Source organism: Methylocella sp. CPCC 101449 (assembly GCF_031921685.1).
Lineage (GTDB): Bacteria > Pseudomonadota > Alphaproteobacteria > Rhizobiales > Beijerinckiaceae > Terripilifer.
In genome coordinates this window covers 509450-535769 of record NZ_JAPDHU010000003.1, presented here as the reverse complement: position 1 = coordinate 535769, position 26320 = coordinate 509450, and the positions used below count along the sequence as shown (strand labels likewise).

General features: G+C 61.2%; 26 protein-coding genes. 9 read left to right on the top strand and 17 right to left on the bottom strand.

Going from position 1 to position 26320, the window contains the following annotated elements; genetic code table 11:
- Position 1: 1 nt before the first annotated feature.
- Genes OIM99_RS22710 through OIM99_RS22700 form a run of 3 tightly spaced genes read right to left on the bottom strand, consistent with a single transcriptional unit; the run spans position 2 to position 3450 of the window.
- On the bottom strand, positions 2–376 hold the full coding sequence (locus OIM99_RS22710; RefSeq protein ID WP_311852761.1) for a DUF1850 domain-containing protein: 375 nt from the start codon (positions 374–376) through the stop codon (positions 2–4).
- Positions 373–2469 carry a TRAP transporter permease gene (locus OIM99_RS22705; protein ID WP_311852760.1) on the bottom strand — a complete coding sequence of 699 codons (2097 nt, stop codon included), beginning with the start codon at positions 2467–2469 and terminating at the stop codon, positions 373–375. Before OIM99_RS22705 ends, OIM99_RS22710 begins: the two co-directional genes overlap by 4 nt.
- 12 nt (positions 2470–2481) lie before the next feature.
- Positions 2482–3450 (bottom strand): TAXI family TRAP transporter solute-binding subunit, encoded by a 969-nt coding sequence (locus tag OIM99_RS22700; RefSeq protein ID WP_311852759.1) that lies wholly within the window; start codon positions 3448–3450, stop codon positions 2482–2484.
- 179 nt (positions 3451–3629) lie between these two features.
- On the opposite strand from OIM99_RS22700, the gene OIM99_RS22695 reads away from it, so the two are divergent.
- Complete coding sequence (locus tag OIM99_RS22695; RefSeq protein ID WP_311852758.1) at positions 3630–4904, top strand: NAD(P)/FAD-dependent oxidoreductase; 1275 nt, start codon at positions 3630–3632, stop codon at positions 4902–4904.
- Here OIM99_RS22695 and OIM99_RS22690 read toward each other — a convergent pair.
- Positions 4873–6519 (bottom strand): sulfatase-like hydrolase/transferase, encoded by a 1647-nt coding sequence (locus OIM99_RS22690; protein ID WP_311852757.1) that lies wholly within the window; start codon positions 6517–6519, stop codon positions 4873–4875. The two genes, OIM99_RS22695 and OIM99_RS22690, sit on opposite strands and share 32 nt — an antisense overlap.
- Before the next feature lie 55 nt (positions 6520–6574).
- Positions 6575–7684: an S-(hydroxymethyl)glutathione dehydrogenase/class III alcohol dehydrogenase gene (locus OIM99_RS22685; protein WP_311852756.1), complete on the bottom strand. Its 1110-nt coding sequence runs from the start codon at positions 7682–7684 to the stop codon at positions 6575–6577.
- 269 nt (positions 7685–7953) lie between these two features.
- Here OIM99_RS22685 and OIM99_RS22680 point away from each other — a divergent pair, with 269 nt between their 5' ends.
- Positions 7954–8550, top strand: a complete 597-nt coding sequence (locus OIM99_RS22680) for a TMEM175 family protein (protein ID WP_311852755.1) — start codon at positions 7954–7956, stop codon at positions 8548–8550.
- A gap of 10 nt (positions 8551–8560) precedes the next feature.
- Here OIM99_RS22680 and OIM99_RS22675 read toward each other — a convergent pair whose 3' ends face one another.
- Both OIM99_RS22675 and OIM99_RS22670 read right to left on the bottom strand, forming a co-directional pair.
- Positions 8561–9058, bottom strand: a complete 498-nt coding sequence (locus tag OIM99_RS22675) for a MarR family transcriptional regulator (protein ID WP_311852754.1) — start codon at positions 9056–9058, stop codon at positions 8561–8563.
- 95 nt (positions 9059–9153) lie between these two features.
- On the bottom strand, positions 9154–10065 hold the full coding sequence (locus OIM99_RS22670) for a hypothetical protein (RefSeq protein ID WP_311852753.1): 912 nt from the start codon (positions 10063–10065) through the stop codon (positions 9154–9156).
- Positions 10066–10341: 276 nt separating this feature from the next.
- Between OIM99_RS22670 and OIM99_RS22665 the strand changes: the two genes are divergently transcribed.
- Positions 10342–12168 (top strand): M3 family oligoendopeptidase, encoded by a 1827-nt coding sequence (locus OIM99_RS22665; protein ID WP_311852752.1) that lies wholly within the window; start codon positions 10342–10344, stop codon positions 12166–12168.
- A gap of 36 nt (positions 12169–12204) precedes the next feature.
- Positions 12205–12795, top strand: a complete 591-nt coding sequence (locus OIM99_RS22660) for a hypothetical protein (RefSeq protein ID WP_311852751.1) — start codon at positions 12205–12207, stop codon at positions 12793–12795.
- A gap of 31 nt (positions 12796–12826) precedes the next feature.
- Here the strand turns inward: OIM99_RS22660 and OIM99_RS22655 are convergent, their stop codons facing one another.
- Both OIM99_RS22655 and OIM99_RS22650 read right to left on the bottom strand, forming a co-directional pair.
- On the bottom strand, positions 12827–13966 hold the full coding sequence (locus OIM99_RS22655; protein WP_311852750.1) for an LLM class flavin-dependent oxidoreductase: 1140 nt from the start codon (positions 13964–13966) through the stop codon (positions 12827–12829).
- A 63-nt stretch (positions 13967–14029) separates the two neighbouring features.
- Complete coding sequence (locus tag OIM99_RS22650; protein ID WP_311852749.1) at positions 14030–14863, bottom strand: N-formylglutamate amidohydrolase; 834 nt, start codon at positions 14861–14863, stop codon at positions 14030–14032.
- 162 nt (positions 14864–15025) lie between these two features.
- Between OIM99_RS22650 and OIM99_RS22645 the strand changes: the two genes are divergently transcribed.
- Entirely contained in the window at positions 15026–15478 is a 453-nt protein-coding gene (locus tag OIM99_RS22645) for a DUF1036 domain-containing protein (RefSeq protein ID WP_311852748.1), read from the top strand.
- A 63-nt stretch (positions 15479–15541) separates the two neighbouring features.
- Positions 15542–16966: a pyruvate kinase gene (pyk, locus tag OIM99_RS22640; protein ID WP_311852747.1), complete on the top strand. Its 1425-nt coding sequence runs from the start codon at positions 15542–15544 to the stop codon at positions 16964–16966.
- An 18-nt stretch (positions 16967–16984) separates the two neighbouring features.
- On the opposite strand, the gene OIM99_RS22635 is transcribed toward pyk, so the two are convergent.
- Entirely contained in the window at positions 16985–17983 is a 999-nt protein-coding gene (locus tag OIM99_RS22635; RefSeq protein ID WP_311852746.1) for an aldo/keto reductase, read from the bottom strand.
- Between the two features lie 102 nt (positions 17984–18085).
- Between OIM99_RS22635 and OIM99_RS22630 the strand changes: the two genes are divergently transcribed.
- The 3 genes from OIM99_RS22630 to OIM99_RS22620 all read left to right on the top strand — a co-directional run bounded on the left by OIM99_RS22630 (position 18086) and on the right by OIM99_RS22620 (position 20064).
- Positions 18086–18985: a LysR family transcriptional regulator gene (locus OIM99_RS22630; protein ID WP_311852745.1), complete on the top strand. Its 900-nt coding sequence runs from the start codon at positions 18086–18088 to the stop codon at positions 18983–18985.
- Positions 18986–19103: 118 nt separating this feature from the next.
- Positions 19104–19589: a carboxymuconolactone decarboxylase family protein gene (locus OIM99_RS22625; RefSeq protein WP_311852744.1), complete on the top strand. Its 486-nt coding sequence runs from the start codon at positions 19104–19106 to the stop codon at positions 19587–19589.
- The gene (locus OIM99_RS22620) at positions 19579–20064 is read left to right on the top strand and encodes an Rrf2 family transcriptional regulator (protein WP_311852743.1); all 486 of its coding nucleotides are present in this window, start codon (positions 19579–19581) and stop codon (positions 20062–20064) included. Before OIM99_RS22625 ends, OIM99_RS22620 begins: the two co-directional genes overlap by 11 nt.
- Positions 20065–20073: 9 nt before the next feature.
- Here the strand turns inward: OIM99_RS22620 and OIM99_RS22615 are convergent, their stop codons facing one another.
- From OIM99_RS22615 to OIM99_RS22585, 7 genes are all read right to left on the bottom strand, one after another.
- Positions 20074–20565, bottom strand: a complete 492-nt coding sequence (locus OIM99_RS22615; protein WP_311852742.1) for a RidA family protein — start codon at positions 20563–20565, stop codon at positions 20074–20076.
- Between the two features lie 69 nt (positions 20566–20634).
- Positions 20635–21057: a cytochrome c gene (locus OIM99_RS22610; RefSeq protein ID WP_311852741.1), complete on the bottom strand. Its 423-nt coding sequence runs from the start codon at positions 21055–21057 to the stop codon at positions 20635–20637.
- A gap of 14 nt (positions 21058–21071) precedes the next feature.
- Positions 21072–22682, bottom strand: coding sequence for a flavin monoamine oxidase family protein (locus tag OIM99_RS22605; protein ID WP_311852740.1), 1611 nt, complete (start codon positions 22680–22682; stop codon positions 21072–21074).
- Between the two features lie 383 nt (positions 22683–23065).
- Positions 23066–24040 (bottom strand): alpha/beta hydrolase, encoded by a 975-nt coding sequence (locus OIM99_RS22600; protein ID WP_311852739.1) that lies wholly within the window; start codon positions 24038–24040, stop codon positions 23066–23068.
- 6 nt (positions 24041–24046) lie between these two features.
- Complete coding sequence (locus OIM99_RS22595; protein WP_311852738.1) at positions 24047–24664, bottom strand: hypothetical protein; 618 nt, start codon at positions 24662–24664, stop codon at positions 24047–24049.
- A gap of 194 nt (positions 24665–24858) precedes the next feature.
- Positions 24859–24984, bottom strand: coding sequence for a type B 50S ribosomal protein L36 (gene ykgO, locus OIM99_RS22590; protein ID WP_311852737.1), 126 nt, complete (start codon positions 24982–24984; stop codon positions 24859–24861).
- A 142-nt stretch (positions 24985–25126) separates the two neighbouring features.
- A complete protein-coding gene (locus OIM99_RS22585; protein WP_311852736.1) occupies positions 25127–26320 on the bottom strand; it encodes an ABC transporter substrate-binding protein in 1194 nt (397 codons plus the stop codon).

Here is a 26320-nt window from a genome sequence, read left to right as displayed (position 1 = left end):
ATTAGTCCGTACAGGGCTTCAAAATCACCACATCCGCATGATCGACGGCCGAGGCGACCGGCCGGCAGCTGTCGCTCGTGCACAGCCTCCAGGCTTGTGGGACGGCGTCGGATCGCGACAGGCGCAGTTCGGGCAGCGGCGCGATCGTTGGTTTCCAGCGCCAGAAGCGGCCGTCGAAGACGGCGCCTTCCGGCGGCTCCATGCCGGCGCCTGTGCCTTCGACGCGCGCCTCGACCAATTCCAGCGCTGTTGGTGTGACATGCCAGGTTTCGGTCCATTCGGTTTTCTGCACTGAATGTTGCCAGGACAGTGTGAAGGTCAGCGCGGCGATCTTGGTGAGGGCCGTGCCGCTGACGATGCACAGGTTGAGGCTCATACGGCCGTAACCGTCGTCGGCGTCGGCCGGCGCGCCTTGAACAGGTTCCAGGCGGTCAGCAGCGCCGTCAACGTGAGAGCGAAGGTGTCGCTCCACGGCAGCGGCGAGATGAAGGAAACCGCCGCGATGCCGTGCAGGACGCGTTCGGGCCAGGACGTGCGGGCGAAATAGAAGCCGATGGCGGCGACGCCGGTGACGACGATGGTCAACACCGCTTTCAGGCCGACATAGGCGACCTCGATCCAATAGCCATATTCGGCGGTGAGGCGGCTGCCTTCCTGCAGCATCAAGGCTGGCTCATAGACGGCCATGAAGGGAATGAGGAAGCCGGCGATGGCGATACGGCAAGCCTGCCAGCCGATGGCATCGGGCGACGCTTTGGCGATGGGTGCTGCGGCTAGCGCTGCGAGTGCCACAGGCGGCGTCAGGTCGGCGATGATGCCGTAGTAGAAGACAAACATGTGGCTGACGATCAGCGGCACGCCGAGCTTCAGCAAGGCTGGCGCGGCCAATGATGCGGTGATGATATAGGTCGGGATCGTCGGCAGGCCGGTGCCGAGAACGATCGAGGTGAACATCACCAGCAGGAGACAGATGAACAGCGACTCGCGGCCAAAGGAGACGATGTAATTGCCGAAGGTCGAAGCGGCGCCGGTCAACGTCATCGTACCGATGACCGTGCCGACGATGGCGCAGGCGAGGCCGACAGGCAGGGCCTGGCGCGAACCATCCGCCAAGGCATCGCGGCACATGGCCAGTGTCTCCCGGCCGCCGCGCGTGAGGAAGTTCAGCAGGATCAAGGCGCCAACGAGGGCGACGATGATCCAGACGCCGAATTTGAACAGAGCGGCGGCGATCAGGCCGACAGCGATCCAGAAGGCGAAGCGCAGGCCGGTCTGGGAAATGTTGAGCGCGACGGCGCCGCCCAAGATCATGATCGCGGTCAGCGCCAGGCCGACCGAGCCGGCGAAGAGCGGCGTGAACCCGTCCATCAGGAGAACGACGAGGACGATCAGCGGTAGCGCCAGATGCCATTGCCGTTTCAGGGCTTGCAACGGGCTCGGCAGTTCGGAGCGGGGAATGCCGAGGAGGCCATGCTTGCCGGCTTCCAGATGCACCATCCAGAAGGCGGAAGCGAAATAGAGAATGGCCGGGATGATCGCCGCCTTGACGATCTCCACATAGGGCACGCCGATATTCTCGGCCATGATGAAAGCGACGGCGCCCATGACGGGGGGCATGATCTGGCCGCCCATGGAGGCCGTGGCCTCGACGCCGCCGGCGAAAGAGGGCCGATAGCCGAAGCGCTTCATCAGCGGAATGGTGAACTGGCCGACGGTGACCACATTGGCGACGCCGGAACCGGAGATCGTGCCCATCATCGCCGAGGAAATGACGGCAACTTTCGCGGCGCCACCACGCGCCCAGCCGACGAGGCCCATGGCGACATCGTTGAAAAGCTGGATCATGCCGGCGCGTTCGAGGAAGGCGCCAAACAGCACGAAGAGGAAAATATAGGTGGCGGAAATGCCCGTGGGCGTGGCGTAAATGCCTTCGGTGCCGAAGTTCATCTGATCGATGACCTGTTCGAGGCTGTAGCCACGATGGTCGAGCGGTGCCGGCAGATATTGGCCCCACAATGCATAAGCGAGGAACGCGAGACAGATGAGCGGCAGGGCCGCGCCCATGAGCATCCAGGAAACGACGAACAGGATGACCAAGGTGACGATGCCGACGACAAGGTCGATCGGCAACAGCTCACCGGCACGATTGACGAGATCGGTATAGAAGACCCAGTGATAGAGGCCGCAGGCAAAGGTGATAAGGCCTGCCGCCCAGCCGACATACCAGGTGAGCGGATGTTTCGTCTTGTGATTGGCGATCAGCGCCGCCCCCACAAGCGTGAGAAAGCCGACATGGACCGTGCGCAGAACTTGCGCCGGCAGGAAAGCGTAAAGCGATGTCGCCACCTGAAAGGCGGCGAAGATGAAGGCGATCCAGAATAGGACTTTGCCGGACAGGCCGTCGCCCCAGCCGGGCGGCAGGCCATGCTCGATTTCGAGTTCGGTGAGCGTGTTGCTCGTATGGCTCATGACGGCGCCTGCCTATTTCGTGACGCCACGTTCCTTGAGATATTTTTCGGCGCCGGGATGGACAGGCACCGGCATGCCTTCGAGCGCGCGCTTGATGTCGATGTCCTTGGCCGCCGAATGGGCGGCGCGCAATTCATCGAGATTTTCGAAGATCGACTTGGTCATCTCATAGACGACGTTTTCGGACAGATCGGAACGCGTGACGAGATAATTGACGACGGCGGCCGTCTGCACGTCGCTGTCCTGGCCCGTATAGGTGCCTTTCGGAATGACGCCCTTGATGTAAGGCGCGCCGGTCTTTTCAACGATGGCGGCGGGGATTTCGACGACGTTGATCGGCACCGAGCTTGCCAGATCGCGGATGGCGGCGACACCGAGACCGGCCGATTGCAAGGTGGCATCGAGCTGGCGGTTCTTCATCAGGTCGACGGATTCGCCGAAGGGCAGATATTCGATCTTGCCGAGATCCTTATAGGTAATGCCGGCGGCGGCCAGGATGGCGCGAGCATTGAGTTCTGTGCCGGATTTCGGCGCGCCAACCGACAAGCGTTTGCCTTTCAAGTCAGCCAAGGTCTTGATGCCGCTGTCCTGCGACGCGACGATCTGCACGAAATTGGGATAGATCGCGGCAAGGCCGCGCAGTTTCGTCTGCTTGGTCTTGAAGCCCGCTTCCTCATTGCCCTCCCAGGCAAAGGCAAGGCTGTCGCCGAGGGTGAAGGCGATTTCGCCCTTGCCCTGTTGCAAGAGGACGAGATTTTCAACCGAAGCCTTGGTCGCCTGCACCGAGGGGCGCGATCCTTTGATTTTTTCGGAGAAGATTTTCGAAATGGCGACGCCCATCGGGTAATAGACGCCTGACGTGCCACCGGTGAGGATGCCGATGAAGTCCTGGGCGCGGGCGGGTGTGCCGGTGGCGAAGGCGCCGATCAGACCGGCGAAAAGGGCGGCACGTATCACATGAGTGGGAAAGCTGAACGCCATCTGTTTCTCCCCATATTGTCCGGTCGCGCTTTGTCAGGCGGCCTCGATCGTAGGCCGATTATTCACGCAATCGCGCCACGCTCAAGCCGAGCTCCGTATTTTTTCGGTGGTGTTGGCCCAAAGTCGCAAAGGCCGTAACGCTACTGGACTGTGGCAGCGTCGCCGCTTATGTCCAGCTCATGTCTCTTCCTGGTGACGTCGATGTGATCGTGGTCGGCGCCGGTGCCGCTGGCGTTGCGGCCGGCCGTGCCCTGGCGCGGGCGGGGGTGCGTTTCGTCGTTCTGGAGGCACGGTCGCGGATCGGCGGACGGGCTTGGACCCGGGCTTCGACCAGCGACGGTTTTTCGCCTTATGGCCTCGATCTCGGGTGCGGCTGGCTGCATTCGGCCGATCAGAATCCGTGGGTCGGCATCGCCGGCTCGTTGGGACTGACGGTCGACAAAACCACGCCGCCCTGGCAGCGGGAAATGCCGGAAAGTGGCTTTCCCGTCGAGGCGCAGCGCGGTTTTCGGAACGCGCAAAACAGTTTCTATGAGCGGATGGAAGTGGAGGCGGGCAAAGCGGGCGATCGGCCAGCGGTGGAATTGCTTGAGCCGGGCAATCCGTGGAATCCTCTCATTGATGCGATCAGCACCTATGTGAATGGTGTCGAACTCGACCGCCTGTCGGTGCGCGACTACGACAATTATCACGACACGATGATCAATTATCGCGTCGTCGAAGGCTATGGCACCTTGATCGCGCGCAGCGGTGCGGCACTGCCTATTATCACCGATTGCCCTGTGCAGACGATCGATCATTCGGGAACGCGGATCGAAGTGACGAGCGCCAAAGGGCGCATCAGCGCGCGCGCCGTCATCGTCACCGTGCCGACCAATCTCCTAGCACGCGATGTTATTCGTTTCATGCCCGATCTGCCGCAGAAGCGTGAGGTCGCCGCTGTTCTGCCGTTGGGGCTCGACGACAAACTGTTCCTACGGGTCGAAAAAGCGGAACAGCTGCCGCAGAACAGTCGCCAGTTCGGCGCGCTCGATCGTCGCGCGACTGGCGCCTATCATTTTAGGCCTTTCAATCTGCCAGTGATCGAAGGCTATTTCGGTGGCCAATGCGCGCGCGATCTGGAGAAAGAAGGGCTCGACGGTTTCGCCGCCTTCGCGCGGGAGGAGCTCGTCCGCATGCTGGGCTCGCAATGGCGCGATCGGTTCACGGCCATCGCGGTGAGCACATGGGGATTGGAGCCTTATTCACTCGGTTCTTATTCGCATGCGCTGCCCGGCCATTGGGACAAGCGAGCCGTCTTGGCGCAACCGGTGGATGACCGCCTGTTCTTTGCCGGCGAAGCGACATCGCTGCATTCCTTTTCCACCGCCCATGGCGCGCATGAGAGCGGCGAGCGCGCCGCCGCCGAGGCCATGCAGGCGCTTAGTATTTCGGCAGCAGACCGGAATCGATAAGGCGGCGGTGGAAGGCGAGGACTTCGTCGCGTTTCGGGCAATCGTAATAGCGGCCGCCGCAGACGTTCATCAACCGCAGGCGTTCGCGCCAAGAGGCCGGCATGGGCAGACGCGCTTCTTCAAGTAGGATGGCGCCGAGATAGCCGACATCGACCACATCGATCTGGGGCAAGGGCGGCGGCGTATAATTGACGCCGTCGACACCGTAATAGGTGGTCATCGCGGGTGAATCGGGCGCGAAGGTCATGTCCTTCACGTCGTCCTGGTCCTTATAGCCATAGAGTTCGGCGACCGGCATGGCGTGGTGATCGCCATATTGGACGATGAGGAACTGTTCGTTCGGAAAGCGCTGGGCGAGTTCGGCTTTCAGATGATCATAGTCGATGCGCGCCATGGCGAGGCGGCGCAGATATTCGCTGATTTGCGGTGGCGTGCCTGGTCCGCCACCGGGCACTTCGATCTTCGGTTGGAAGGCGATGTCATAAGGCCAGTGCGCCGACATGGTTTGAATATAGACGAAGAGCGGCTTTTTCGATTGTCCGACATGGCGGCCGATCTCGGCAATGGCATTGTCGAAATAGAAGCGGTCGCTTTCCCAATCGGTCTTGGCGCCCTGCGCCTTGCGGTCAAAAATCTCGTCGAGGCCGATGGTCTCGAAGAATTTGGCGTTGCCGAAAAAGCCTTTGAAGGCTGGATAGAACATGGTCGTGCGATAGCCACAGTCGCGCAAAGCGAAGGGCAAGGTGTCGCGCAAGTGGCCGGCGGTGAAAAATTGGATGAAATGTTTCATGCCGCCGAAGAACTGGCTCGACAGGCCGAGCAGAACGGAGGATTCCGTCAGCCAGGAGCCGCCACCGAAAGTCTCGACACGCATCTTATGCATCTGGCCGTCGAAGGACTTGAACAGGCTGTCGAGCGCCGGATCATATTTGATCTGCGGAAATAATGACGGCGGTCCGACGGATTCTTCGTGAATCAAGATGATATGTGGCGGTTTCGTCGCCGGAGTGCAGGCGCTGCGGACGAACGGATGCGGCGCATTCTGGGGAGCCGCTTCGATCAAGCCGCCGCGACGGATCGCTTCGAAGCTCTCTTCGAAGGAAATCAGAAACGACGACCAGTGCCAATCGGGAAAGTTGAATAGCATGTGCGGGCGCTCGCCACGCGCCTGCGCCGTGTAGACCGTGGCGCCGATCAAGAGGGCGCAGACAGGCAATGACAACGTGCGCGCGATGGTGGCGGGCTCGCGCCGCCACACCAGCCACGTGCCGACAAAGAGAAGGACGAGGCCCGTGATGGCGATCGCCAGCGCCAGCGGACGTCCCGACCACCACGAGGCGATTTCGCCCCACGCGCCGAAGTAATAGACGAAATCCCAGGCGTGCAGAACGAAAGTGGTGGCCTGATATTTGACGTAGGACGTGGCGTAGATCACCGCGATGAACGCGGTGAGACCGACGAGCGGTGCCAGCAGCCGGCGCGTCAATACCGCCAGCCCGGCATAGAGCGCGCCGGTCAAGAAGCAGGTGAAGACGAAATTGGCGAAGGAGCCTTCGGCCTGGCGGAAGCGCCAAACGAGCAGCGCCGCGATCACAGCAACGGCCGCGATACGCACCCAGAGAGGCAGGTATCGCGGCTTTAAAGAGGGCGAACCGTCGTTCGCCATGCGATCAGAATTCGACGACGCTGCGGATCGACGTGCCGGCGTGCATCAGGTCGAAGCCTTCGTTGATGCGCTCCAGCGGCAGCTTGTGCGTGATCAGATCGTCGATGTTGATACGGCCGTCCATGTACCAGTCGACGATGCGGGGCACGTCGGTGCGGCCACGCGCGCCGCCGAAGGCCGTACCCTTCCAGACGCGACCGGTGACGAGCTGGAACGGGCGGGTGGCGATTTCGGCACCGGCCGGTGCGACGCCGACGATGATCGACTGGCCCCAGCCGCGATGGCAGCATTCAAGGGCTTGGCGCATGGTGTTGACGTTGCCGATACACTCGAAGGAATAGTCGGCGCCACCTTTGGTGAGGTCGACGAGATAGGGCACGAGATCGCCGCCGACTTCCTTCGGATTGACGAAATCGGTCATGCCGAATTTGCGAGCGAGATCGTTGCGGGCCGGATTGATGTCGACGCCGACGATCTGCTCGGCACCGATCATGCGCAGGCCCTGGATGACGTTGAGGCCGATGCCGCCGAGGCCGAAGACGACGGCGCGACAGCCGGCTTCCGCCTTCGCCGTCCATATCACCGCGCCGATACCGGTGGTGACGCCGCAGCCGATGTAGCAGACCTTGTCGAAGGGCGCGTCCTCGCGGATTTTCGCCAGCGCGATTTCGGGAACCACGATGTGGTTGGCGAAGGTGGAGGTGCCCATGTAGTGCAGCACCGGCTCACCGTCGCATTTGAAGCGCGAGGTGCCGTCCGGCATCAGGCCCTTGCCCTGGGTGGTCCGTATGGCGGTGCAGAGATTGGTCTTGCGCGACAGGCAGCTTTTGCACTGGCGGCATTCGGGCGTGTAGAGCGGGATGACGTGATCGCCCTTTTTCAAGGTGGTCACGCCGGGGCCGACGTCGACGACGATGCCGGCGCCTTCATGGCCGAGCACGCAAGGGAAAAGACCTTCCGGGTCGGCGCCCGACAGAGTGAAATAGTCGGTGTGACAGATGCCCGTCGCCTTGACTTCGACCAGAACTTCGCCGGCCTTCGGCCCTTCGAGATCGAGTTCAACGATTTCGAGCGGTTTCTTGGCGGCGAACGCGACGGCGGCACGGGTTTTCATTCTGCATCTCCGAATGTCAGATGGCGGCATATTGCCGGTTGTTCGCGCGAGGTAAAGGGGGGCGTGATTTTTGGTGGATACGGCCTCGCCCGCGCGGAATATTTCACACGAATCAATCAACTGGCGTGGCAGTTGGCACGGACGGTGCCCATCGAGCCTCAGCGCCCGTTTTGCGAGCCTGACGTCGCTTTGCGAACCGAACAGTCGCCTTGATTGTCGCGGCCCATCAGGACAGCATGAGCTAGACGCGACTCTGATTGGAATAGACGATGGAAAAAGAACGGCTGGCGGCATTCAGCGATGGCGTGATTGCGATCATCATCACCATCATGGTGCTAGAATTGAAAGTGCCGCACGGGTCCGAATGGACGGATTTGGCGAAGCTGTTGCCGATTTTCGTCGGTTACGTACTGAGCTTCGTTTATGTGGCGATCTACTGGAACAATCATCATCACATGTTCCAGACCGTCCACCATGTGAACGGCGCGGTGCTGTGGGCCAATACGCATTTGTTGTTCTGGCTGTCTTTGGTGCCATTCACGACGGATTGGATGGGCGAGAATCACTTTGATCGCAATCCGGTGATCCTCTATGGCGTGTCGCTGCTGATGCCGGGCATCGCCTATTACATTCTCCAGCGCACGATCATTCGCCTGGAAGGCGAGGATTGCCTGTTGGCGCAGGCGCTCGGCTCGAATTTTAAGGGCAAGATCTCGCCTGTTCTGTATCTGACGGGCATTTTGGCCACGTTCATTCACCCCCTGCTAGGGGCGGCCATGTATGTTTGTGTCGCCATCATGTGGCTGTTGCCTGATCGGCGGATCGAACGGCTGCTGATGGAGAAGACGGCAAGCCCTGCGGACTAAGCGGCGCGCTTCAGCGCGCCGGCGGGTGGGCGAGCATTTTGCGTAACAGACGCATGAGCGTGCCGCGTTCGGTGGTCGAAAGGGGGGAGAGCGTCGTCTCCTCCGACAGCTTAGCCGCATCGGCCAAGGTGGCGACAACGTGTTCGCCCTCCTTCGTCAGGTGAATACGCATGCGGCGGGGATCGGCGGGGTCGCGATCGGCTTCGATCAACTGCTTGGCCTTGAGCCGCGCCACCAGGCCGTGGACGTTGGCCGGCTCCATGGCGATGGCTTCGCCGATCTCGGCCTGGGACAGAGAGCCGCGGCGGCGGATGGAAAAGAGGGCAGCGGCCTGCTGCGGCGTCACGTCGAAGTCGCGATACAGATAAGCCGAAGTCTCGCGCGCCTTGTGATAGACGCGCCGCAACAGATGGCCGACCGGCGCATGGGGCGCGAAATCGGGCTCGGTGTCGACGCCTGAGCGGCGGCTCGGCTTGGCAGTTCTGGCTTGCGGATCTTCGGGTGACATGACCGGCCCATAATACAGAAATGGCGGGCAATTCCGTCAAGAATCGCCCGCCACAGTTTAGTTCAAATTACCAGGTTTTTCTGCTCCCGACCGGCTCAGACCGGGCAGGCCACCGAATCCTCGTAGGCGCCGTGACCAGCCTTATCCTCAGTGAAGATATGACGTTCCTCGACCCAGCGATGGGTGTCTTCGTACATGGCGCGGGAATAGGGTTCGAAGACGATGCGTTCGCCCGGTCCGAAGCGGCGCACGTCCACCAGCTTGGCGTGCCGTTCCGGCAGTTCGTTGCTGTAGAAGTGGGTATATTGCTGGTGCATCAGGTCGATGTCGGCCTGGGCGCGGCGCAGGGCGCGATAGTATTTGCGGACGTCCTCGAGGTCGACGCCGTCCGGGATCATGGCCGCGATCATGAAGGTATTGTCGGCGATCTTACGGAAGCCGAGCTGCTCCATGATGTAGTATTGCATGCCGAAGACGGTCGCCGCCGGGGCGAGGCCGTTCAGGAGCTGATCGACGCGGTCCGACGGGCCACCACCAAACTTGAGCTTGATCTGATCGGCCGGCATGAAGGGCTCGAGCGCCTGGATCGTGGTGTAGTGGCTGCCGGACTGATAGCCGACATGCACATCAACGCCAGCCAGATCTTCCGGCTTGCGGATGGTGGAATCCGGCGGCACGAAAATACCACACGGCGACACCGAATAAGCTTCACCCCAGAGACGACCATGGCTGGCCGAAGCGGCCATGTTGACAGTCCAATGGCAGGCGCAGCTGATCGAGGCGTCGCGGCCCTTTTCGTAGGTCTGGAAGGCACCGTTGAGATTGTCGGCGACCTGGTTGGGCGTGGCGCTGCCGCCGGCTGGGGCCTTGAAATTTTCGGGCGCCTGCTTGGTCAGAAGGTTGTGCTGGGTCAGCTCGTAATCGAGGCCTTCATCGGTGAAGTAGCCTTTGGAGTCAGCGATCCATTCCTGCAGGCGGCTATGCGTATTGACGATGAACTTGCTCATGCGGACCTCCCGATCTTTGCGCGGGATGGAGACAGGCGCGGCGCCCTGGAGCACATCCCATGGCTATAGTTATGATCATAACTATAGCCGGTGTCAAGACGTATCTGAGGTTTGGCCGGCCAAGCTTCTCTTTGTCCGTTGGTTCGCCTTGCCAGCGCCACGGCCCTTGGCGATAAGAGGGGAACCAAATGATTTTGATTTTAATTTAGTTTCAGACGTGTGCAGGCAGATGTGTGCGGTATGAGGCAGTTGGGCGGACGGATGATGGAACGGGGAATGAAGGCGCAGGCTGAACTGGAGACGCAAGCCAGCGTCTCGACCGATCTCGGCGCTCTGCCGGAATGGAATCTCGATGACCTTTATCCTGGCATGTCGTCGCCAGCTTTCGCGGCTGACATGGCGCGTGCCGAGGAGCAGTGCCGGGCTTTCGCCGGCAAATGGAAAGGCGCGCTCGCAGGTATCGCCGCTGGTGAGAATGCCAGCGCCAGCCTGGCGCAGGCGATCCGCGAATTCGAAGGGCTGGAGGATCTGCTCGGCCGCATCATGTCCTATGCGGGCTTGATCTACACGGGCAATACGGGCGACCCAGCGCGCGCCAAATTCTATGGCGATGCGCAAGAGAAGATCACCAATGCGTCCTCGGACCTGGTGTTCTTCTCGCTCGAACTCAATCGCATCGACGATGCGCAGCTCAATGCGGCGATGGCCTCGGGCCCGCTGGCGCATTATCGCCCGTGGTTGGAAGACATCCGTCGCGAGAAGCCCTATCAGCTCGACGACAAGCTTGAACAATTGTTCCACGAAAAGGCGATCAGCGGCCGTTCTGCCTGGAATCGCCTGTTCGACGAGACGATCGCGTCGCTGCGCTTCGACGTCGATGGCCGCGAACTTTCGATCGAGCCGACGCTTGCCTTGATGCAGGACCCGCATGAGGACATGCGTCATAAAGCGGCCGATGCGGTGGCGAAGACCTTGCAGGAAAACCTGCGCACCTTCGCTTTGATCACCAATACGCTCGCCAAGGACAAGGAAATTTCCGACCGTTGGCGCGGCTTTGTCGACGTGGCCGATGCGCGCCATCTCTCCAATCGGGTGGAGCGCGAGGTCGTCGATGCGCTGGTGGCCGCCGTCACTGGCGCTTATCCGCGTTTGTCGCATCGCTACTACAAGCTGAAGGCGAAATGGTTCGGCCGCGAGACTTTGGCGCATTGGAATCGCAATGCGCCGCTGCCCGACGTGCCGACCCGCACTTATAAGTGGGAGGATGCGCGCGCCATCGTCCTCGATGCCTACGGCAATTTCGCGCCACGCATGGCCGATATCGCCCGACGCTTCTTCGACGAGCGTTGGATCGATGCGCCGGTGCGTCCCGGCAAGTCGCCGGGCGCTTTCGCTCATCCGACCGTGCCGTCGGCGCATCCCTATGTGATGCTCAACTACCAGGGCAAGCCGCGCGACGTGATGACGCTCGCGCATGAACTTGGCCATGGCGTGCATCAGGTGCTCGCCGCGCCGAACGGCGCCTTGATGGCGCCGACGCCGCTCACCCTGGCGGAGACCGCTTCGGTCTTCGGCGAAATGCTCACCTTCCGCAAGTTGCTCGACGGCACGTCGGACCCGGTGCAGCGCCGCGCCATGCTCGCGGCGAAGGTCGAGGACATGCTCAACACGGTGGTGCGGCAGATCGCGTTCTATTCCTTCGAGCGCAAGCTGCATCTGGCCCGGCGCGAGGGCGAACTCACCGCCGACCAGATTTCAGAGCTTTGGATGAGCGTGCAGGGCGAGAGCCTGGGGCCGGCGATTGAACTCAAAACCGGCTATGAAGTGTTCTGGGCCTATATCCCGCACTTCATCCATTCGCCGTTCTACGTCTATGCCTATGCCTTCGGCGATTGTTTGGTGAATTCGCTCTATGGCGTCTATCAGAACGCCGAACAGGGGTTTGCCGAGAAATATTTCGCCATGCTGTCGGCCGGCGGCACCAAACATCATTCCGAACTGCTGGCGCCGTTCGGTCTTGATGCGCGCGATCCAGCCTTCTGGCAGATCGGCCTGTCCATGATCGAAAAGATGATCGTGGAACTGGAGGGCATGGAAGCCTGAAGGTTCTGTCGAAAAATGAAAATGGGGAGGATGAGCATGCTGCCCGCCGATGTGGATCCTATATCGCGTTGCCGTCTGCCCCTTGTGAAGCGCGAAGCGCTGGATGAAGAGGGGCAGCGGCAGTTCGATGTGAATGTCGATCCGAATGGCGGCACGTTGCGCGGATTGATCGGGCCGGGTGGCATTCAACTGCATTCGTCGCATCTGGCGGCGCTGGCGCGGCCGGTCAATCGCTACCTGCGCTTCGAGACGGGTTTTAGTCCCTACACGCGGGAAGTGGCGGTGCTGATCACCGCGCGCGAATGCGACAGCGCCTTCGAGTGGGCGGCGCATGAGCCGGAAGCCCTGAAACAAGGTGTGCCGCAGGCGGTAATCGATGTGATCAAGTTCCGCCGCCCGACAGCGAGCCTGCCGGCGGAAGATGCACTGATCATCGCGCTCGGCCGCGAGATTTTCGGCACGCGCAAGGTCTCTTCGCAGACCTATGCGAAAGCCCTGGCGCATTTCGGTCAGAAAGGTCTGGTCGATCTGGTCTCGCTGATGGGCAATTATGCCGCCACAGCGGCGCTGCTCTGTGCCTTCGACATGCAAGTGGATGATGACGCGACGGCGCTGCTGCCGGCGTGAGCCGTTTCAGCTCACGCCGACGAGGCGATGATCAACGCAGCCCGGCCTGAACCACCAGCGGATAGGTCTTTTCCTGGAACTCGCGCATGCCCTCGGCATAGCGGGCCCAGGAGAGCAGCGTGCCGTCGAGGCCGATGTCTGACAGCAATTGCAGCTTATCGACCACCTGTTCCTTGGTGCCGACGATGGGATAGCCGCCCCAGCCGGCGATGAAATGTTCCTTGATCCAGGCGTAGGCTTCCTTCGGCAGGGTTTGGGCATTGAGGCCCATGGTGTCGAGCAGATTGGTGGCGGCCTCCCAATCGCCTTGCTCGTGCACATAGTAATTGTAGAAGTCGCGCGCTTCTTTCTCGGTCTCGCCCTGCACCACATAGGCATAGCCCCAGATCTTGAGCTCGCGGCCGTATTCCTGGCGGGCGAGATCGCGATAGGCGGCGACCTGTTTACGCATTTCGTCCTTGTCATGCGTGGTGAAGACGACGAACGCGACATCGCAATGTTTTGCCGCGTAATGGCGGCCGACTTCCGAGCCGCCGGCATTCATGATCGGCGGATAAGGCTTGTGCAGCGGCTTGGGCGCGCACCAACCGGCCTTGATCTGATAGAATTGGCCCTCGAAGTCGAATTCCTTGTCCTCGGTCCACAGGCGCTTGACGACGTCGAGCCATTCGGCGGCCATCTTGTAACGGTCTTCATGGGCCAGCTGCGCGCGACCGAACATTTCGATCTCCGGCTTGAACCAGCCGGTGACGATGTTGAGCGCGAAACGGCCGTTCGACACGTGATCGATGGTCGTTCCCATTTTCGCGGCGAAGATGGGGTGAATGGTCGGCACATGGGTGGTGGCAAAAACGCCGGCATCCTCGGTTGATGCGGCAATGGCCGAAGCCCATGAAAAGCTTTCGAAGCCTTCGCCGTTGAAATTGGTCGGGCCGCCAAAGCCTTTCCAGCGGCCGACCGGCACCAGCGCTTCGAAGTCCATGGCTTCGGCGAGTTGCGCGAGCTCCAAGGTCTCTGGCCAACGCGCCTTGAGCACACCATCGATCTTGGAAATGGCGCACCCACCGCTGAGATTGGAGCAGAACGTGCCGAACTTCAGTTTGCGGTCGTTGAATAGCGGATGTTTGGTAGCCTGCAGCGATTCCGTGCGCGCTTTCGCGATGACATTCATGCCGATCCTCCCTGGCCGATCCTACCCTCGCGGGTGTAGGTTGCGCCGGCTTGGGAGAAACGGTCAAGCCCTGGTTCGCATCAGTTTTGGTCTTTGGCCTTTGCAGCGCGCATAGCTGGGATACCGTTCGATTCGACGAACGTCGTCGCGTTGCAACACGGGGATAAGCGCGTGGGCTATGCGTTCGGCCCAATGATGCGCATCTTCGCGCGTGGCGATGAGATCCTGTCGCAGTTCGATGAGAATGTGGGCAAGGCCACGGCTGGTGCCGAGGTCATAGAGCGTGTCGCCGATCAAGGCTCCATCATAAGGCTCATTGTCACCGATGGTGAGATCGGGTTGTTTTTCGAGTTCCGTCAGTAAGGGCTGCGCGATGCGATCATCGCCATCCCACAACAGGCCGATCTGCCAGGGGCGTGGTGCACCGCGCCAGACCGGCGTGAACGAATGGATTGAAATCACGGCGGGCGCGCGAGCCCCCGTCATCGTATCGAGATCGGCGGCGATGGCATCGCGATAGGGGCGCCAATAGGCCTGGGTGCGCCGCGCGACTTCCGTATCGTCGATATGGGCATTGCCGGGGATCAGCGCGCCATCGGAAATGCGCATGACCAAGGTGGGATCGTCGGCGCCACGATTGGGATCGATCAAGAGGCGCGAATAACGGCTGAGCACGGCCGGTGCGTGGAAATGGGCGGCCAGCGCGCGGGTCACGTCGGCTGCGCCAATATCCCAGGCAATGTGGCGAGCGAATTGGTCCGGCGGCAGGCCGAGCGAGCCATGGGCCTGGGGCAGGGCGTTTGCGGCATGGTCGCAGATGAACAAAGCGGGGGCATGCGGGGTGCCCGACACGCGCTCGACGGCGGAAGCGGTCCTGTCTGCATCGGAAGGGCTCAAAACGATGTCTCCATGGCCATCTGATCGGCCATCTTGCTGCCAGAATGGGGCTAGAAAGCAAGAAGCGCTTCACCGCCGTTGACAGCCGGCGACGGGGCCGGAAAAACAAGGGGTATGCCGCTTTTACGCGAGCGGAACTGATTCGCCAGGGTCTTCGTCGAAATGCGCCGTCTTCCTTTTCTGCCCATGTTGTATCGATTGCTGCCGGTGATCGCCGCGGCTTTCGTCACGACGGCGATGAGCGGCGAAGCACGAGCCGATTTTCGCCTTTGTAACAATGCCACGAGCCGCGTCAGCGTCGCCCTGTCATATACGGATGGTACGGGCTGGGTCACGGAAGGCTGGTGGAACCTGAAGAGCGGCTCCTGTGAGGTGCTGTTGCGCGGCAATCTGGCCGCACAGTTCTACTATGTCTATGCGATGGATGAGCGCGGCGGCGAATGGAAGGGCAAGGCGTTCATGTGCACCCGCGATCGCGAATTTCGCATCGAAGGGCGCGACAATTGCCTCGTACGCGGTTTCGATCGCACCGGCTTCTTCGAAGTCGATACGGGCAAGGATGCCAAGAACTGGACCGTACAATTGACCGATGCCAATCAGCCGGCATCAAAATAATCGTGCCCTCCGCGTCGCGCGTAAACGCCTGCCAATAGATATACCAGAAGATCGGATCATCGGATGAGACGGCACCGCCGCGTCAAGATTCTCGCTACGCTCGGCCCCGCTTCGCAGGATCCAACCATCGTCGAAAAGTTGTTCCTTGCCGGTGCCGACGTGTTTCGCATCAACATGAGCCATGCCAGCCACGACGGCATGCGCGAGCGCATCGCCACCATTCGCGCCATCGAAAAAAAACACCGCCGGCCGATCGGCATTCTCGTCGATCTGCAAGGACCGAAACTGCGCTGCGGCGAATTCAAGGACGGCGGTGTCACGCTTGAAAAGGGCGACCGCATCGTTTTCGACAGCAAGAAAACGGTGGGCGATGCGTCGCGCGTGAACCTGCCGCATCCGGAAATCCTGCGGGCCTTGAAGCCCGGCGACACGGTTCTCGTCGATGACGGCAAGATGCGCTTGCAGGTGATCGAAGCGGAGCACAATCGCGCCGTGCTCGAGGCGAAGACCGCTGGCCGCCTGTCGAACCGCAAAGGTGTCAGCCTGCCCGATACGGAAATTCCCGTTTCGGCGATGACCGAGAAGGATCGCTCCGATCTCGATGCCGCATTGGCGGCAGGGGTCGACTGGATCGCCGTTTCCTTCGTGCAGCGGGCAGACGATGTGGCGGAAGTGAAGAAGATCGCCCGTGGCCGCGCTCTGGTGCTTGCCAAGATCGAGAAGCCGCAGGCGATCGCGCGGCTGGAAGAGATCGTCGAGACCGCCGATGCAATCATGGTGGCGCGCGGTGATCTCGGTGTCGAAATGCCGGTCGAAAAAGTGCCGGGCCTGCAGAAGCGCATGAACCGCCTGGCGCGCCGCCTTGGCAAGCCGGTGGTTGTGGCGACACAGATGCTGGAATCGATGATCACCGCGCCCGTCCCGACGCGCGCCGAGGTCAGCGACGTGGCGACCGCCGTTTACGAAGGCGCCGATGCGGTGATGCTGTCGGCGGAAAGCGCCGCCGGCCAGTTCCCCATCGAAGCGGTGACGATGATGAACAAGATCGCCACCGAGGTGGAAAGCGACAGCGTGTATCGCGCCATCATCACGGCGCAGCGCAGCGAACCCGAACCGACGGGCGCCGATGCCATCGCCGTCGCGGCCCATGACGTGGCCGAAACGCTCGACATGCGCGCCATCTGCGCCTGGTCGTTTTCAGGCGCTACGGCACTGCGTGTGGCGCGCGAGCGGCCGAAGCCGCCGGTCATTGCCTTGACGCCTAATGTCGACACGGCGCGGCGGCTGGCCCTGGTGTGGGGCGTGCATCCGATCGTCACCAAGGATGCGAGCGATGTCGACGACATGGCGAAGCGCGCCTGTAAATTCGCCAATCGCGAAGGCTTTTCGAAAGAGGGCGACCGCATCATCGTGATCGCTGGCCTGCCGTTCGGCACGCCGGGTGCGACCAATATGTTGCGGATCGCCTTTACGGGCAGCGACAGCTAATCGTCGCCACTGCCGGAATTACCTTTCGCTATCGAGCGAAGCCATTTGCTCGGTTGCATAGCGCTCACCGGCGGCTGCGCCCTTGGGGACAGCCGTTTCGATGGCGGCGAGGTCATCGCGCGTCAGCGAAACGTCGAGGCTGCCGAGGGCTTCAGTGAGACGATCGCGGCGCCGCGCGCCCACCAACGGCACGATGTCCTGGCCCTGCGCCGCGACCCAGGCGATGGCGATCTGCGCGACGCTGATGCCCTTGGCCGCCGCGATCTTTCGCAGAGCTTCGACCAGCGCCAGATTGCGATCGACATTGCCGGCTTGAAAGCGCGGGCTGTGTGCGCGGAAATCGTTGCTCTGCGTATTGGCTTGCCAGTGGCCGCTGATGAGACCGCGCGAGAGAACGCCATAGGCCGTGACGCCGATGCCGAGATCACGACAGGTTTGCAGGATGCCGTTTTCGATGCCGCGCGAGATCAGCGAATATTCGATTTGCAGATCGCTGATCGGGTGAACCGCCGCGGCGCGGCGGATCGTATCGGTGCCGACTTCCGAGAGGCCGATATGCCTGACATATCCGGCTTTCACCATGTCAGCGATGGCGCCGATCGTGTCTTCGACCGGCACGTCCGGATCGATGCGGGAAGGGCGATAGATGTCGATGTGGTCGACGCCGAGCCGGCGCAGGCTGTAGGTGAGAAAGTTCTTCACGGCTTGCGGGCGTGTGTCATAGCCGGCCCAGCCGCCGGCGGGGTCACGCAAGGCACCGAATTTGACGCTGATCAGGGCCTGATCGCGCTGGCTGCCCGCCGCGCTTCTCAGCGCTTCGCCGATCAGCATTTCGTTGTGGCCCATGCCATAGAAATCACCGGTGTCGAGCAAGGTGATGCCGGCTTCCAGCGCCGCGTGGATCGTGGCGATGCTCTCGCCCCGATCAGACGGCCCGTAAAGATCCGACATGCCCATGCAGCCGAGGCCGAGGGCCGAAACGGTGGGGCCAGAATGTCCAAGTTGCCGCTTTTGCATATCCGTTCTCCTGAACGTCGGGAATAACGGGGGCTATATGCATCCGGCCGGATCGTGCGATAATCCATTCATATCTGAATGACCCGTACGAGAGGCCGAACAATGGCCGACCCCGATCTGACCGATCTCCACATTTTCCTGGCCGTTGCGGAAACTCGCTCCTTCCGTCGTGCCGCCGTCCTGCGCGGGGTGGCGGCCTCTTCGCTCAGCGATGGTATTCGCCGGCTGGAGGCGCGATTGGGGGTGCGGCTGCTCAACCGCACCACCCGCAGCGTGACGCCGACGGAGGCGGGCGAACGCCTGCTCGAACGGCTGGTGCCGGCCATGGGTGAAATTGCCAGCGCGCTCGACGCCGTGAACGACTATCGCGACACGCCGACGGGCACGGTTCGGCTCAATGTGCCTTCCGTGGTGGCCCATAAAATTTTACCGGACATGGTCGCGCGCTTTCTGCCGCTCCATCCGGGGATCACGCTCGATATCGTCGCGAACGATACGTTCATCGATGTGCTGGCGGCGGGCTTCGATGCGGGCATTCGCTATGATGAAAGCATCGAACGCGACATGATCGCGGTGCCGATCGGGCCGCGCCGTCAGCGTTTCGTGGCGGCGGCCGCGCCATCCTATCTCGCTGCGCATCCGCCCGTGAAACATCCGCACGATCTCGTGAACCACGCCTGCATCTGCCATCGCTTCGCCAGCGGCAAGGTTTCGACGTGGGAGTTCGAGCGCCAAGGCGAGATCGTGCGCATCGCACCGGAGGGGGCATTGATCGCTACCTCGACGGAACTGCAGCTCGCGGCCGCCCGCGCCGGGCTTGGGATCAAATATACATTCGAGGAATATCTGGCGGACGATCTGCGCAGGGGCACATTGGTCCCGATCTTGAGCGACTGGTGGCAGAGCTTTTCCGGGCCGTATCTCTATTACCCGAGCCGGACTTACATGCCGGCGCCGCTGCGTGCCTTCATCGATTTCATCAAATCCGAGCGCAAGCCTTAGGCGTGGACTGAGCCATTGAACGAGGAGCTTTACATCAAGCTCAATTACGGATAAATATCATCCTTAAGGATATTATATATCCCTATTAAGTCGTTCAGTGTCGTATCAGGAGATTTTCATGCCCCGCCTCAACTATGCCGCGCTTTCGCCGGAGCTGACGAAAAAGTATTCCGAATTTTCGCAAGCCGCCGCGAAAGGGGCGATCGAGCCCAAGCTCGTTCATCTTGTTGAATTCAGGGTTTCGCAGATCAACGGCTGTGCCTTCTGCGTCGACATGCACGTCAAGCAGCTCAAGATCGCTGGCGAAGGTGAATTGCGCCTGCATCACGTGGTCATCTGGCGCGAGTCGCCGCTATTCAGCGCGCGCGAACGGGCTGCTCTTGAATGGGCCGAAGCGCTGACCAAGCTGCCGCCGCACGGAATCTCCGATGAGATTTACGACGCTGCGCGCGCCCAGTTCTCCGATAAGGAATTGGCCGACTTGACCTTCGTTGTGATGGCCATCAATGGTTGGAATCGGGCGAGCATCGCCTTCCAGAACGTGCCGGGGTCGATGGATGCGGCCTACGGACTGACAAAAGCGGGACTGAGCGTTGCAGCTTAGAAACCAGGTCGAATGGGCGCTTCACTGCTGCTCCGTCCTCGCCGGCTTGCCGGCGGGGCGTTATCTGTCGACCAAAGCCTTGGCCGAGTTGCATGGCGTGCCCAAGGAATATCTCTCCAAGGCGCTCCAGGGCCTCTCCCAGGCGGGCCTGGTGGAAAGCACGCTCGGCCCTTCTGGCGGCTATCGCCTGGCCAAAACGCCGGCGCAGATCACCTTTCTCGATATCGTCGAAGCGGTGGAGGGCAAAGCTTCCAGCTTCGTCTGCGACAACATCCGCTACAACAATCCCTGCTTGCGCAAAGGCTATCGCGCCAGCGGCGCTTGCGCCATCGCGCAGGTGATGTGGGATGCCGATCAGGCCTGGCGTGACAAGCTGCGCAGTGTCAGCCTGGCCGATCTTGGCAAGACCCTGCGCAAGACCGTGCCAGCTGACATTCTCGATAAGACCCAGGATTGGGTGCTGGAGCGCAGCTAATGCCCGCGCTTATTTCGCAACTTTCGCGGCAGTTACCTCGATCTCGACCAGCCAGCCGGGATTGACGAGGGCCGCGACACCCATGGTTGAGCGCGCTGGCAGGTTAGGCTGGCTGCCGCCGAAGAACTTGCTGTAGCCCTGGGAGAAACCCTTGAAGTCCATCGCCACCTTGTCGGTGTGGACGAGATAGACCTGCATTTTCACCACATCGCCCATGGTCAGGCCGGAGGATTCGAGGGAAGCCTTGATCTTCTCCAGGATGTTGATGGTCTGGGCTTCGGCATCGCCATAGGCTTGCGGGCTGCGCGGATCGGCATCCTTGTTGATGACTGAGGGAACCATGCCCGACAGATAATAGGTCGTCGCATTGGCGGGCACTTGCACGCTGGAGGCGATCGGCGAATTGGGAACCGTTTTTCTAACCACGTCTTGTGCCGCGAGCGAGCCAGTCAGCATCATGGCGACAGCGGCGCCAAGAGTGAGCCGTACAGCGGATTTCATTTTCAATGGTCCTTTCCTGATGTCTTTGTTTGGATGGATAGCCTGACGGCAGAACCGTCAGGCTTCAAGTCAATTCGCCGACCGCGCCAATTTGACGTCGTCAGCGGTGACGGCATCGGTATAAGTATTGCCGAAATTGGTCCGTATATAGTTGACGACGGTGGCTACCTGTTCATCGTTGAGCATGGCGCGGAAGGGCGGCATGCCGCGCAGTCCGTTGACGACGACGTGAACCGGATAAGCGCCGGCCTCGAGATTCTTGTTGTTGGTCAGCGCCGGATACATGCCAGCACCAACCGCGCCCTTGCCGCCGGGCATGTGGCAGCCCTGGCAGACGGTGGCATAGAGATCGGCGCCGGTCTTTGGTGCGAAAGCAAATCCCGGCGGCCCGATCGTTGGCTTCCCATCTTGCGCCAGTGCCGCCGACAGCGAAAGAGGTAGGACCAGTAGGCCAATGGCTAAAGCGCGGCGCGAGAAAGAGGAATGGATCATCGCAATTTCTCCTGTCACGCTTTGGCTTTGACGATGCGTTCGTGCAAGCGGGTGATGGCATCGAGCGCCGAAAGAATCGCGCCCTCCTGCCACCAGTTCACATAAGAGACGTGTTCGCCGGCCAACACCATGCGGCCGTCGATCTGGCAGATATTGTTGTAGTGCTCCTTGCGTGTCGTGGGATTCCACATGCCGCCGCAGCCGAGCGTAAAGGGCACGCGGTGCCAGGACACAGCGACGCCATTGTCGAATTCTTTTTTGTATTGCGGATGGATCTTGCTGCCGTTTTCAAGCGCGAATGCAATGCGCTCGGGCGCCGACATGGAAGCCAGTGCGAAGGAATTGGCCTGCACGATCTGATAGGCGCCGAGTAGCACGCCCGGACCCTTGCTGCCGAAATTGTCGCTGGGATAAGAGATCGTATTGATCGGCAGATTGGTGGAGCTGATGCCACCATAGATCATCTCGTCCTCTTCCCAGAAGCGGCGCTTGAACTGCAGACCGACCTTCACTGAGGTGACATAGGGCACCGCGTCGATGGCCGCCTTCATCTTCGGGCTGACCGTGGTCGGGATCTGGCTCAGGATGGAAGCGGGAATGGTGCAGACGCACCAGTCGGCCTTCACCTGTTTCGGTGTGCCTTTGGCTTTCTGATCGACATAGGTGACGGTGACGCCGCGTTCGTCCTGTTTGATCTCCGTGACCTTGGCATTGTAACGGATGAGGCCGCCGAGCTGTTTGGCGAAACCCTTGCCGATCATGTCCATGCCACCCACGGGTTGCAGCATGGTGTTCTGGTGCTCGAACTGGAAGAAGTTGTTCAGGTTGCGCCAGAGACCGGACTTGAGAAGGTCTTGCAGCTTCATCGGCTCGCTGGGAGCGGACGGGCCTGCAAGACCGCCGCCGGGATATCGATCGTAACCGCGCAGCGAAGCTGCCGCTGCGCTCTTGGTGTAGCGGTTCTCGTTGTCGAGGCCGCCCCAATTCTTCAGCGCCGCGAGCAGGACTTCCTTGTCCTCCTTCGAAATGCTTTCGTCGAGCTTGTCCTGCTGTGCGCTCTTGGAGAGCAAGTCAGAGACATGGCCGCGCAGATCCGCATCGATCTCGCGAATGCGCTGCGGCTTGCCGCCGAAAGCATTGGTCGAATGGAAATAAGCGTTGTGATTGAGACAGGCGAAAGGCTCGAGCGCGACGCCGAGCTGCCGGCAATAATCGATCACCGCATGATGGTTGTAGGGAATGCGCCAGGGACCAGGGTTGAAATAATGCCCCTTGGCGAAGCCGCAGGTCTGCGTTTCTCCGCCAAGTTCGGTGATTTTATCGCCGCCGCGAATGCTCCAGTTCCGGCCGCCGGGACGCTCGTTAAATTCGAGAATGCTGACTTTGTAGCCGGCTTTGCGCAGCTCATAAGCCGCTGTCAGGCCAGCCAGTCCGGCGCCGAGAATAAGCACCGACGTGCCTTTCGGCGCGCCTGTCAGATTGGGTGATCCACGATAGGTGGATTCTCCGGCGAGACCGAGACTGGTCATCGCCTGATACATGGCGGCGCTGCCGGCAGCCATGCCGACCATGGCCAAAAGATCGCGCCGGCTCATGCCGGATTCGTGTTGGGTTTCACTCCCCATCGTCATCAGCCTCCCACGTCGCTTGTGACTTATGGCTAGGTTTAAGCGGTGCGCTTGCCAGCGCAAGCGTCGTCGCGGCGCGTACCCGTTGCTATTTTGGCATGAGTCCATCGCAGGCAGGCTGAGATGAAAGCGCGCGGATGGAAACGAAAGAGTTTTGTTTCAATATGTCCGCTCGCGGATGAAGTGCGTGTATGCCGCTCTATGAAGACGCAAGTTCTACCTGCAATTCAGCCTGTTCTCGTTCATCGCGGCGAATGCAAGAAGCTGTTGGCCGCTCTTTGGTGGCTAAAGAGCATGGTCCGGCAAAGCCGAGGATCGATCGTTCGCCTTCGATATTCGGCAAATCGGCATTGCCAAAACCTTGAAGCGGTCGCATGGCGCTAAAGGCGCGGCACCTTCATGCGCTCGCTGACCTGCAGGACGGCCTGCACCACTGCGTCCGGATAAGCCCAGTGTGGTGAATGGCCGACGCCGGGAAGGACGGTGAGCGTTGCGCCGGGAATGTCCTTGGCACAACCGGCGCTGTGAATATGCGTATAGACGATGCCATCTTTGTCGCCGGTGACGATGACCGTCGGTACGGCGATGGCGCGATAGCGGGGCGCTTCGCGGGTGACGAAATCCTTGATGACGGCGACGTCCTGCGCATTGGCTTGGAAATTCGTCGGCCGGAGCACGAGATCGACTGCTGTTCGCGCGCGATAGTCGCCCGGTGTCATCTGGGGGTGAAAAACACTGGCCAGGGCTGCGTTGATGCTGGCAAGGGCGATCGGCAATGTCACCGTATGGGCAAAGAGCGGACCGACAACGGGTCGAGCCGCGACCGTGTAATAGAACTCGATGCCGCCCGGCCAAGGATGGCTGACGGGGGCGAGCAGGATGAGGCCCTGAGTGAAGCTGCGGTGATCGAGCGCCAATTGCAGGCAGAGAACACCTGCCAGCGAATGGCCGATGACGATGGCCCGTTGCACACCGATCTTTTCCGCCGCGGCGCGCAGCAACTGTGCCTGGCGCGCGGGGGAGGCATCGTCTCGTCCGCCCAGGCGCGCGCTCCAGCCGAGACCGGGGCGGTCGACGCTGACCACGCGAAAGCCGAGTGCGGCGAGGCGGGCGGCGAGCGGCAAGCGCATGTCGGCTTCATTGCCGCTGGCGCCGTGGATGAGCAGGACGGTGCCTCTGGCGGCGCCGACAGCCGGTGTATCGGTCAGATGAACGCGGCCGCCTTCAATCTCGACGAATTGGCCGCGCGATGGATAGAGCGTGTCGAGGCGTTGCGTGTACCAGCGGGTGAAGAGAAACAGCGCCAGCGCAACGATGAGGAGGGCGGCGATCGCAATCGCGAGTGCGGTCAGCATGTGCGATCAGAGATCGCGGCCGTCGATCTTCTGGCCAAGTTGCTCGACCAGTTTGCGAATGTCTTCCTGCTGCGGATAGATGACGAGCGTTCTGCGCATTACATCCAGCGCGCGCCGGTCGAAGCCGTTGCTGTAGAGAATGTAGCCGAGCGCCGAGAGCGCGCCGAAATGACGGGGCTCAAGCGCCAGCACCTGGCCGAGATCGGCAACCGCGCCTTGCACGTCGTCGGCCCGGAAGCGCGCCGTGGCACGCTGGTTCCAGGCTTCGGCCCATTCCGGCTCGATCACCACCAGTTTGTCGAGCAGTTCATTGGCGAGTTTGAAGTCGCGTTGCCGCACCGAGCTCAAGGCCCGGTTCATCAGGAGGTCGGCGGTGTCGGAACCCGAGCGCAGGAACACCCGTTCGATGGCGCCCGCGACACCCTTGGCTTCGTCCTGGTCGTCGGCCTTGGCGAGGCGTTCGAACAGTTCGTTGAGAATCCGATCGCGGCCCCGCAGATTGGGATCGTTGTGCGAGGGCTGCTCGGCTTGAGGAGCGGCTTGGGGAGCATCGCTCTGCGCCAGCGCAGGGGCTGCCGCGAACAAGGCGGAAACGAGAAGAGCCGAGAGCAGCGCCTGACGCATCTGCGTTAAAGTCTCCGGAATCACTGGTTCGGACTTCTTCCACCCGAAACAGGATAAAATCAGGGCATCAGGCTAAAGCGGAGCCGGGCGGGCGTCAAAGCCCAGCGGCATCACGAAACCGGTATGGGGGCCTGAAAAGCGAAAACCCCGGCCAGAAGCCGGGGTTTCGAAGAATTGCAAAGGCAGAAAAGGGCTTAGCCCTGACGCGCCTTGAAGCGCTTCTGCACCTTATTGATGATATAAACGCGGCCCTTACGGCGCACGAGCTGGTTGGCGCGATGACGGCCACGCAGCGATTTCAAAGAGTTACGGACTTTCATAACGGCCACCAGCGAGAATTTCAAAGAAAAGGCCGGGATGACCCCGGCAATTCGTGCGGGGCTTATGCCCGATTTCCGGCCGGCTATCAACCCGTCTGTCACCAAATCGCGTTGATGACGGGCATATAGCTAAGATCGAGTATCAATTCGCCGGCATTTTGCACAGGGCGGCATATTGGTCGCCATGGGCGGTCAGGACCTTGCCGGTGGTTTTCAGCGCCACTTTGCCGTCGGCCGCCTTTTCCGCCTTCAGAGCATACCAGTCCTGGATCGGATGCTGGTTGGGGCCGAATTTGAACGGGCCGCGGACGGAGGGGATGTCGGCCGAGAGTACGGCCTTGCGGAAGGCGGCCGGATCATCGGCACTGGCCGGGTCCTTGGCGAGGCCGGCGCCGACCAGAAGCGCCGCGTCATAGCCCTGCGCCGCGTAGTAGGTGATCGGCCGGTCGCCATATTTGGCGCGCCAGGCGGCGACGAAGGCCTTGTTGGTCGGATTGTCGAAATCGTCGTTCCAATGGCTGGTGAGATTGACGCCGATGGCGGCATCGCCGATCGCCTGCGCGGTTACCTGATCGAGCGAAGCCGAATGGACGACCATCGGCACGTCTTTCAACAGGCCGGCCTGTTGATATTGCCGCAGGAAGGCAATGCCGAGGCCACCGGGTTCGAATTCAAACACCACTTCGGGCTTGGCGGAGCGGATCTGCGCCATCACCACGGCGAAGTCCGTCTGGTCGAGGCTCGTATAGGTCTCGCCGACGATCTGGCCTTTGAAGTAGCGTTTGAACGCTTCCACCATCTCCTTGCCGGACTGATAGTTCGGCGCGACGAGGAAGGCGCTCTTATAGCCAAGCGACTGCGCCAGGGCGCCGGCGCTCTCTCCCTGGCCGTCGTTCTGCCAGGAACTGACGAAATAATGGGGATGGCATTCCTTGCCGGCGAACGGCGCGGAAGCCGAATTGGCGCTGATATAGACGGCCTTGTTGTCGAGAATGTCGGGCACCGCGGCGGCGGCGACATTGCCGAAGACGATGCCGGTGAAAATCTTGATGCCCTGTTCGGACAGCATCTTGCCGGCGATCAGCTTGGCATTGCCCGGCTTGAGGCCGTCGTCTTCGACGACGACTTGCGCATCGCGGCCGCCCAGCTTGCCGTTGTTCTGATCGATGGCGAGTTGAAAGCCGTCGCGAATGTCTTGGCCGATATAGCCGGCGGGGCCGGACAATGTGGTGATGAGGCCGATCTTCAGGGGTTGTTGGGCGCCGGCCGTGTCGAAGGGCAGCGCTGTCAGAAGCAGGGTGGAGAGTGCGGTCGATAGAATGGCGTTCCAACGCAT

What these genes read in the sequence shown, in the direction of transcription:
- OIM99_RS22625 (WP_311852744.1), top strand. Translation starts at nt 19,104, where the DNA reads ATGCCCCGCCTCAACTATGCCGCGCTTTCGCCGGAGCTGACGAAAAAG.
- OIM99_RS22710 (WP_311852761.1), bottom strand. Translation starts at nt 376, where the DNA reads ATGAGCCTCAACCTGTGCATCGTCAGCGGCACGGCCCTCACCAAGATC.
- OIM99_RS22595 (WP_311852738.1), bottom strand. Translation starts at nt 24,664, where the DNA reads ATGCGTCAGGCGCTGCTCTCGGCTCTTCTCGTTTCCGCCTTGTTCGCG.
- ykgO (WP_311852737.1), bottom strand. Translation starts at nt 24,984, where the DNA reads ATGAAAGTCCGTAACTCTTTGAAATCGCTGCGTGGCCGTCATCGCGCC.
- OIM99_RS22670 (WP_311852753.1), bottom strand. Translation starts at nt 10,065, where the DNA reads ATGAGCAAGTTCATCGTCAATACGCATAGCCGCCTGCAGGAATGGATC.
- OIM99_RS22600 (WP_311852739.1), bottom strand. Translation starts at nt 24,040, where the DNA reads ATGCTGACCGCACTCGCGATTGCGATCGCCGCCCTCCTCATCGTTGCG.
- OIM99_RS22660 (WP_311852751.1), top strand. Translation starts at nt 12,205, where the DNA reads ATGCTGCCCGCCGATGTGGATCCTATATCGCGTTGCCGTCTGCCCCTT.
- OIM99_RS22705 (WP_311852760.1), bottom strand. Translation starts at nt 2,469, where the DNA reads ATGAGCCATACGAGCAACACGCTCACCGAACTCGAAATCGAGCATGGC.
- OIM99_RS22610 (WP_311852741.1), bottom strand. Translation starts at nt 21,057, where the DNA reads ATGATCCATTCCTCTTTCTCGCGCCGCGCTTTAGCCATTGGCCTACTG.
- OIM99_RS22645 (WP_311852748.1), top strand. Translation starts at nt 15,026, where the DNA reads ATGCGCCGTCTTCCTTTTCTGCCCATGTTGTATCGATTGCTGCCGGTG.
- OIM99_RS22665 (WP_311852752.1), top strand. Translation starts at nt 10,342, where the DNA reads ATGAAGGCGCAGGCTGAACTGGAGACGCAAGCCAGCGTCTCGACCGAT.
- OIM99_RS22605 (WP_311852740.1), bottom strand. Translation starts at nt 22,682, where the DNA reads ATGGGGAGTGAAACCCAACACGAATCCGGCATGAGCCGGCGCGATCTT.
- pyk (WP_311852747.1), top strand. Translation starts at nt 15,542, where the DNA reads ATGAGACGGCACCGCCGCGTCAAGATTCTCGCTACGCTCGGCCCCGCT.
- OIM99_RS22585 (WP_311852736.1), bottom strand. Translation starts at nt 26,320, where the DNA reads ATGCGTTGGAACGCCATTCTATCGACCGCACTCTCCACCCTGCTTCTG.
- OIM99_RS22680 (WP_311852755.1), top strand. Translation starts at nt 7,954, where the DNA reads ATGGAAAAAGAACGGCTGGCGGCATTCAGCGATGGCGTGATTGCGATC.
- OIM99_RS22695 (WP_311852758.1), top strand. Translation starts at nt 3,630, where the DNA reads ATGTCTCTTCCTGGTGACGTCGATGTGATCGTGGTCGGCGCCGGTGCC.
- OIM99_RS22685 (WP_311852756.1), bottom strand. Translation starts at nt 7,684, where the DNA reads ATGAAAACCCGTGCCGCCGTCGCGTTCGCCGCCAAGAAACCGCTCGAA.
- OIM99_RS22615 (WP_311852742.1), bottom strand. Translation starts at nt 20,565, where the DNA reads ATGAAATCCGCTGTACGGCTCACTCTTGGCGCCGCTGTCGCCATGATG.
- OIM99_RS22630 (WP_311852745.1), top strand. Translation starts at nt 18,086, where the DNA reads ATGGCCGACCCCGATCTGACCGATCTCCACATTTTCCTGGCCGTTGCG.
- OIM99_RS22655 (WP_311852750.1), bottom strand. Translation starts at nt 13,966, where the DNA reads ATGAATGTCATCGCGAAAGCGCGCACGGAATCGCTGCAGGCTACCAAA.
- OIM99_RS22635 (WP_311852746.1), bottom strand. Translation starts at nt 17,983, where the DNA reads ATGCAAAAGCGGCAACTTGGACATTCTGGCCCCACCGTTTCGGCCCTC.
- OIM99_RS22675 (WP_311852754.1), bottom strand. Translation starts at nt 9,058, where the DNA reads ATGTCACCCGAAGATCCGCAAGCCAGAACTGCCAAGCCGAGCCGCCGC.
- OIM99_RS22700 (WP_311852759.1), bottom strand. Translation starts at nt 3,450, where the DNA reads ATGGCGTTCAGCTTTCCCACTCATGTGATACGTGCCGCCCTTTTCGCC.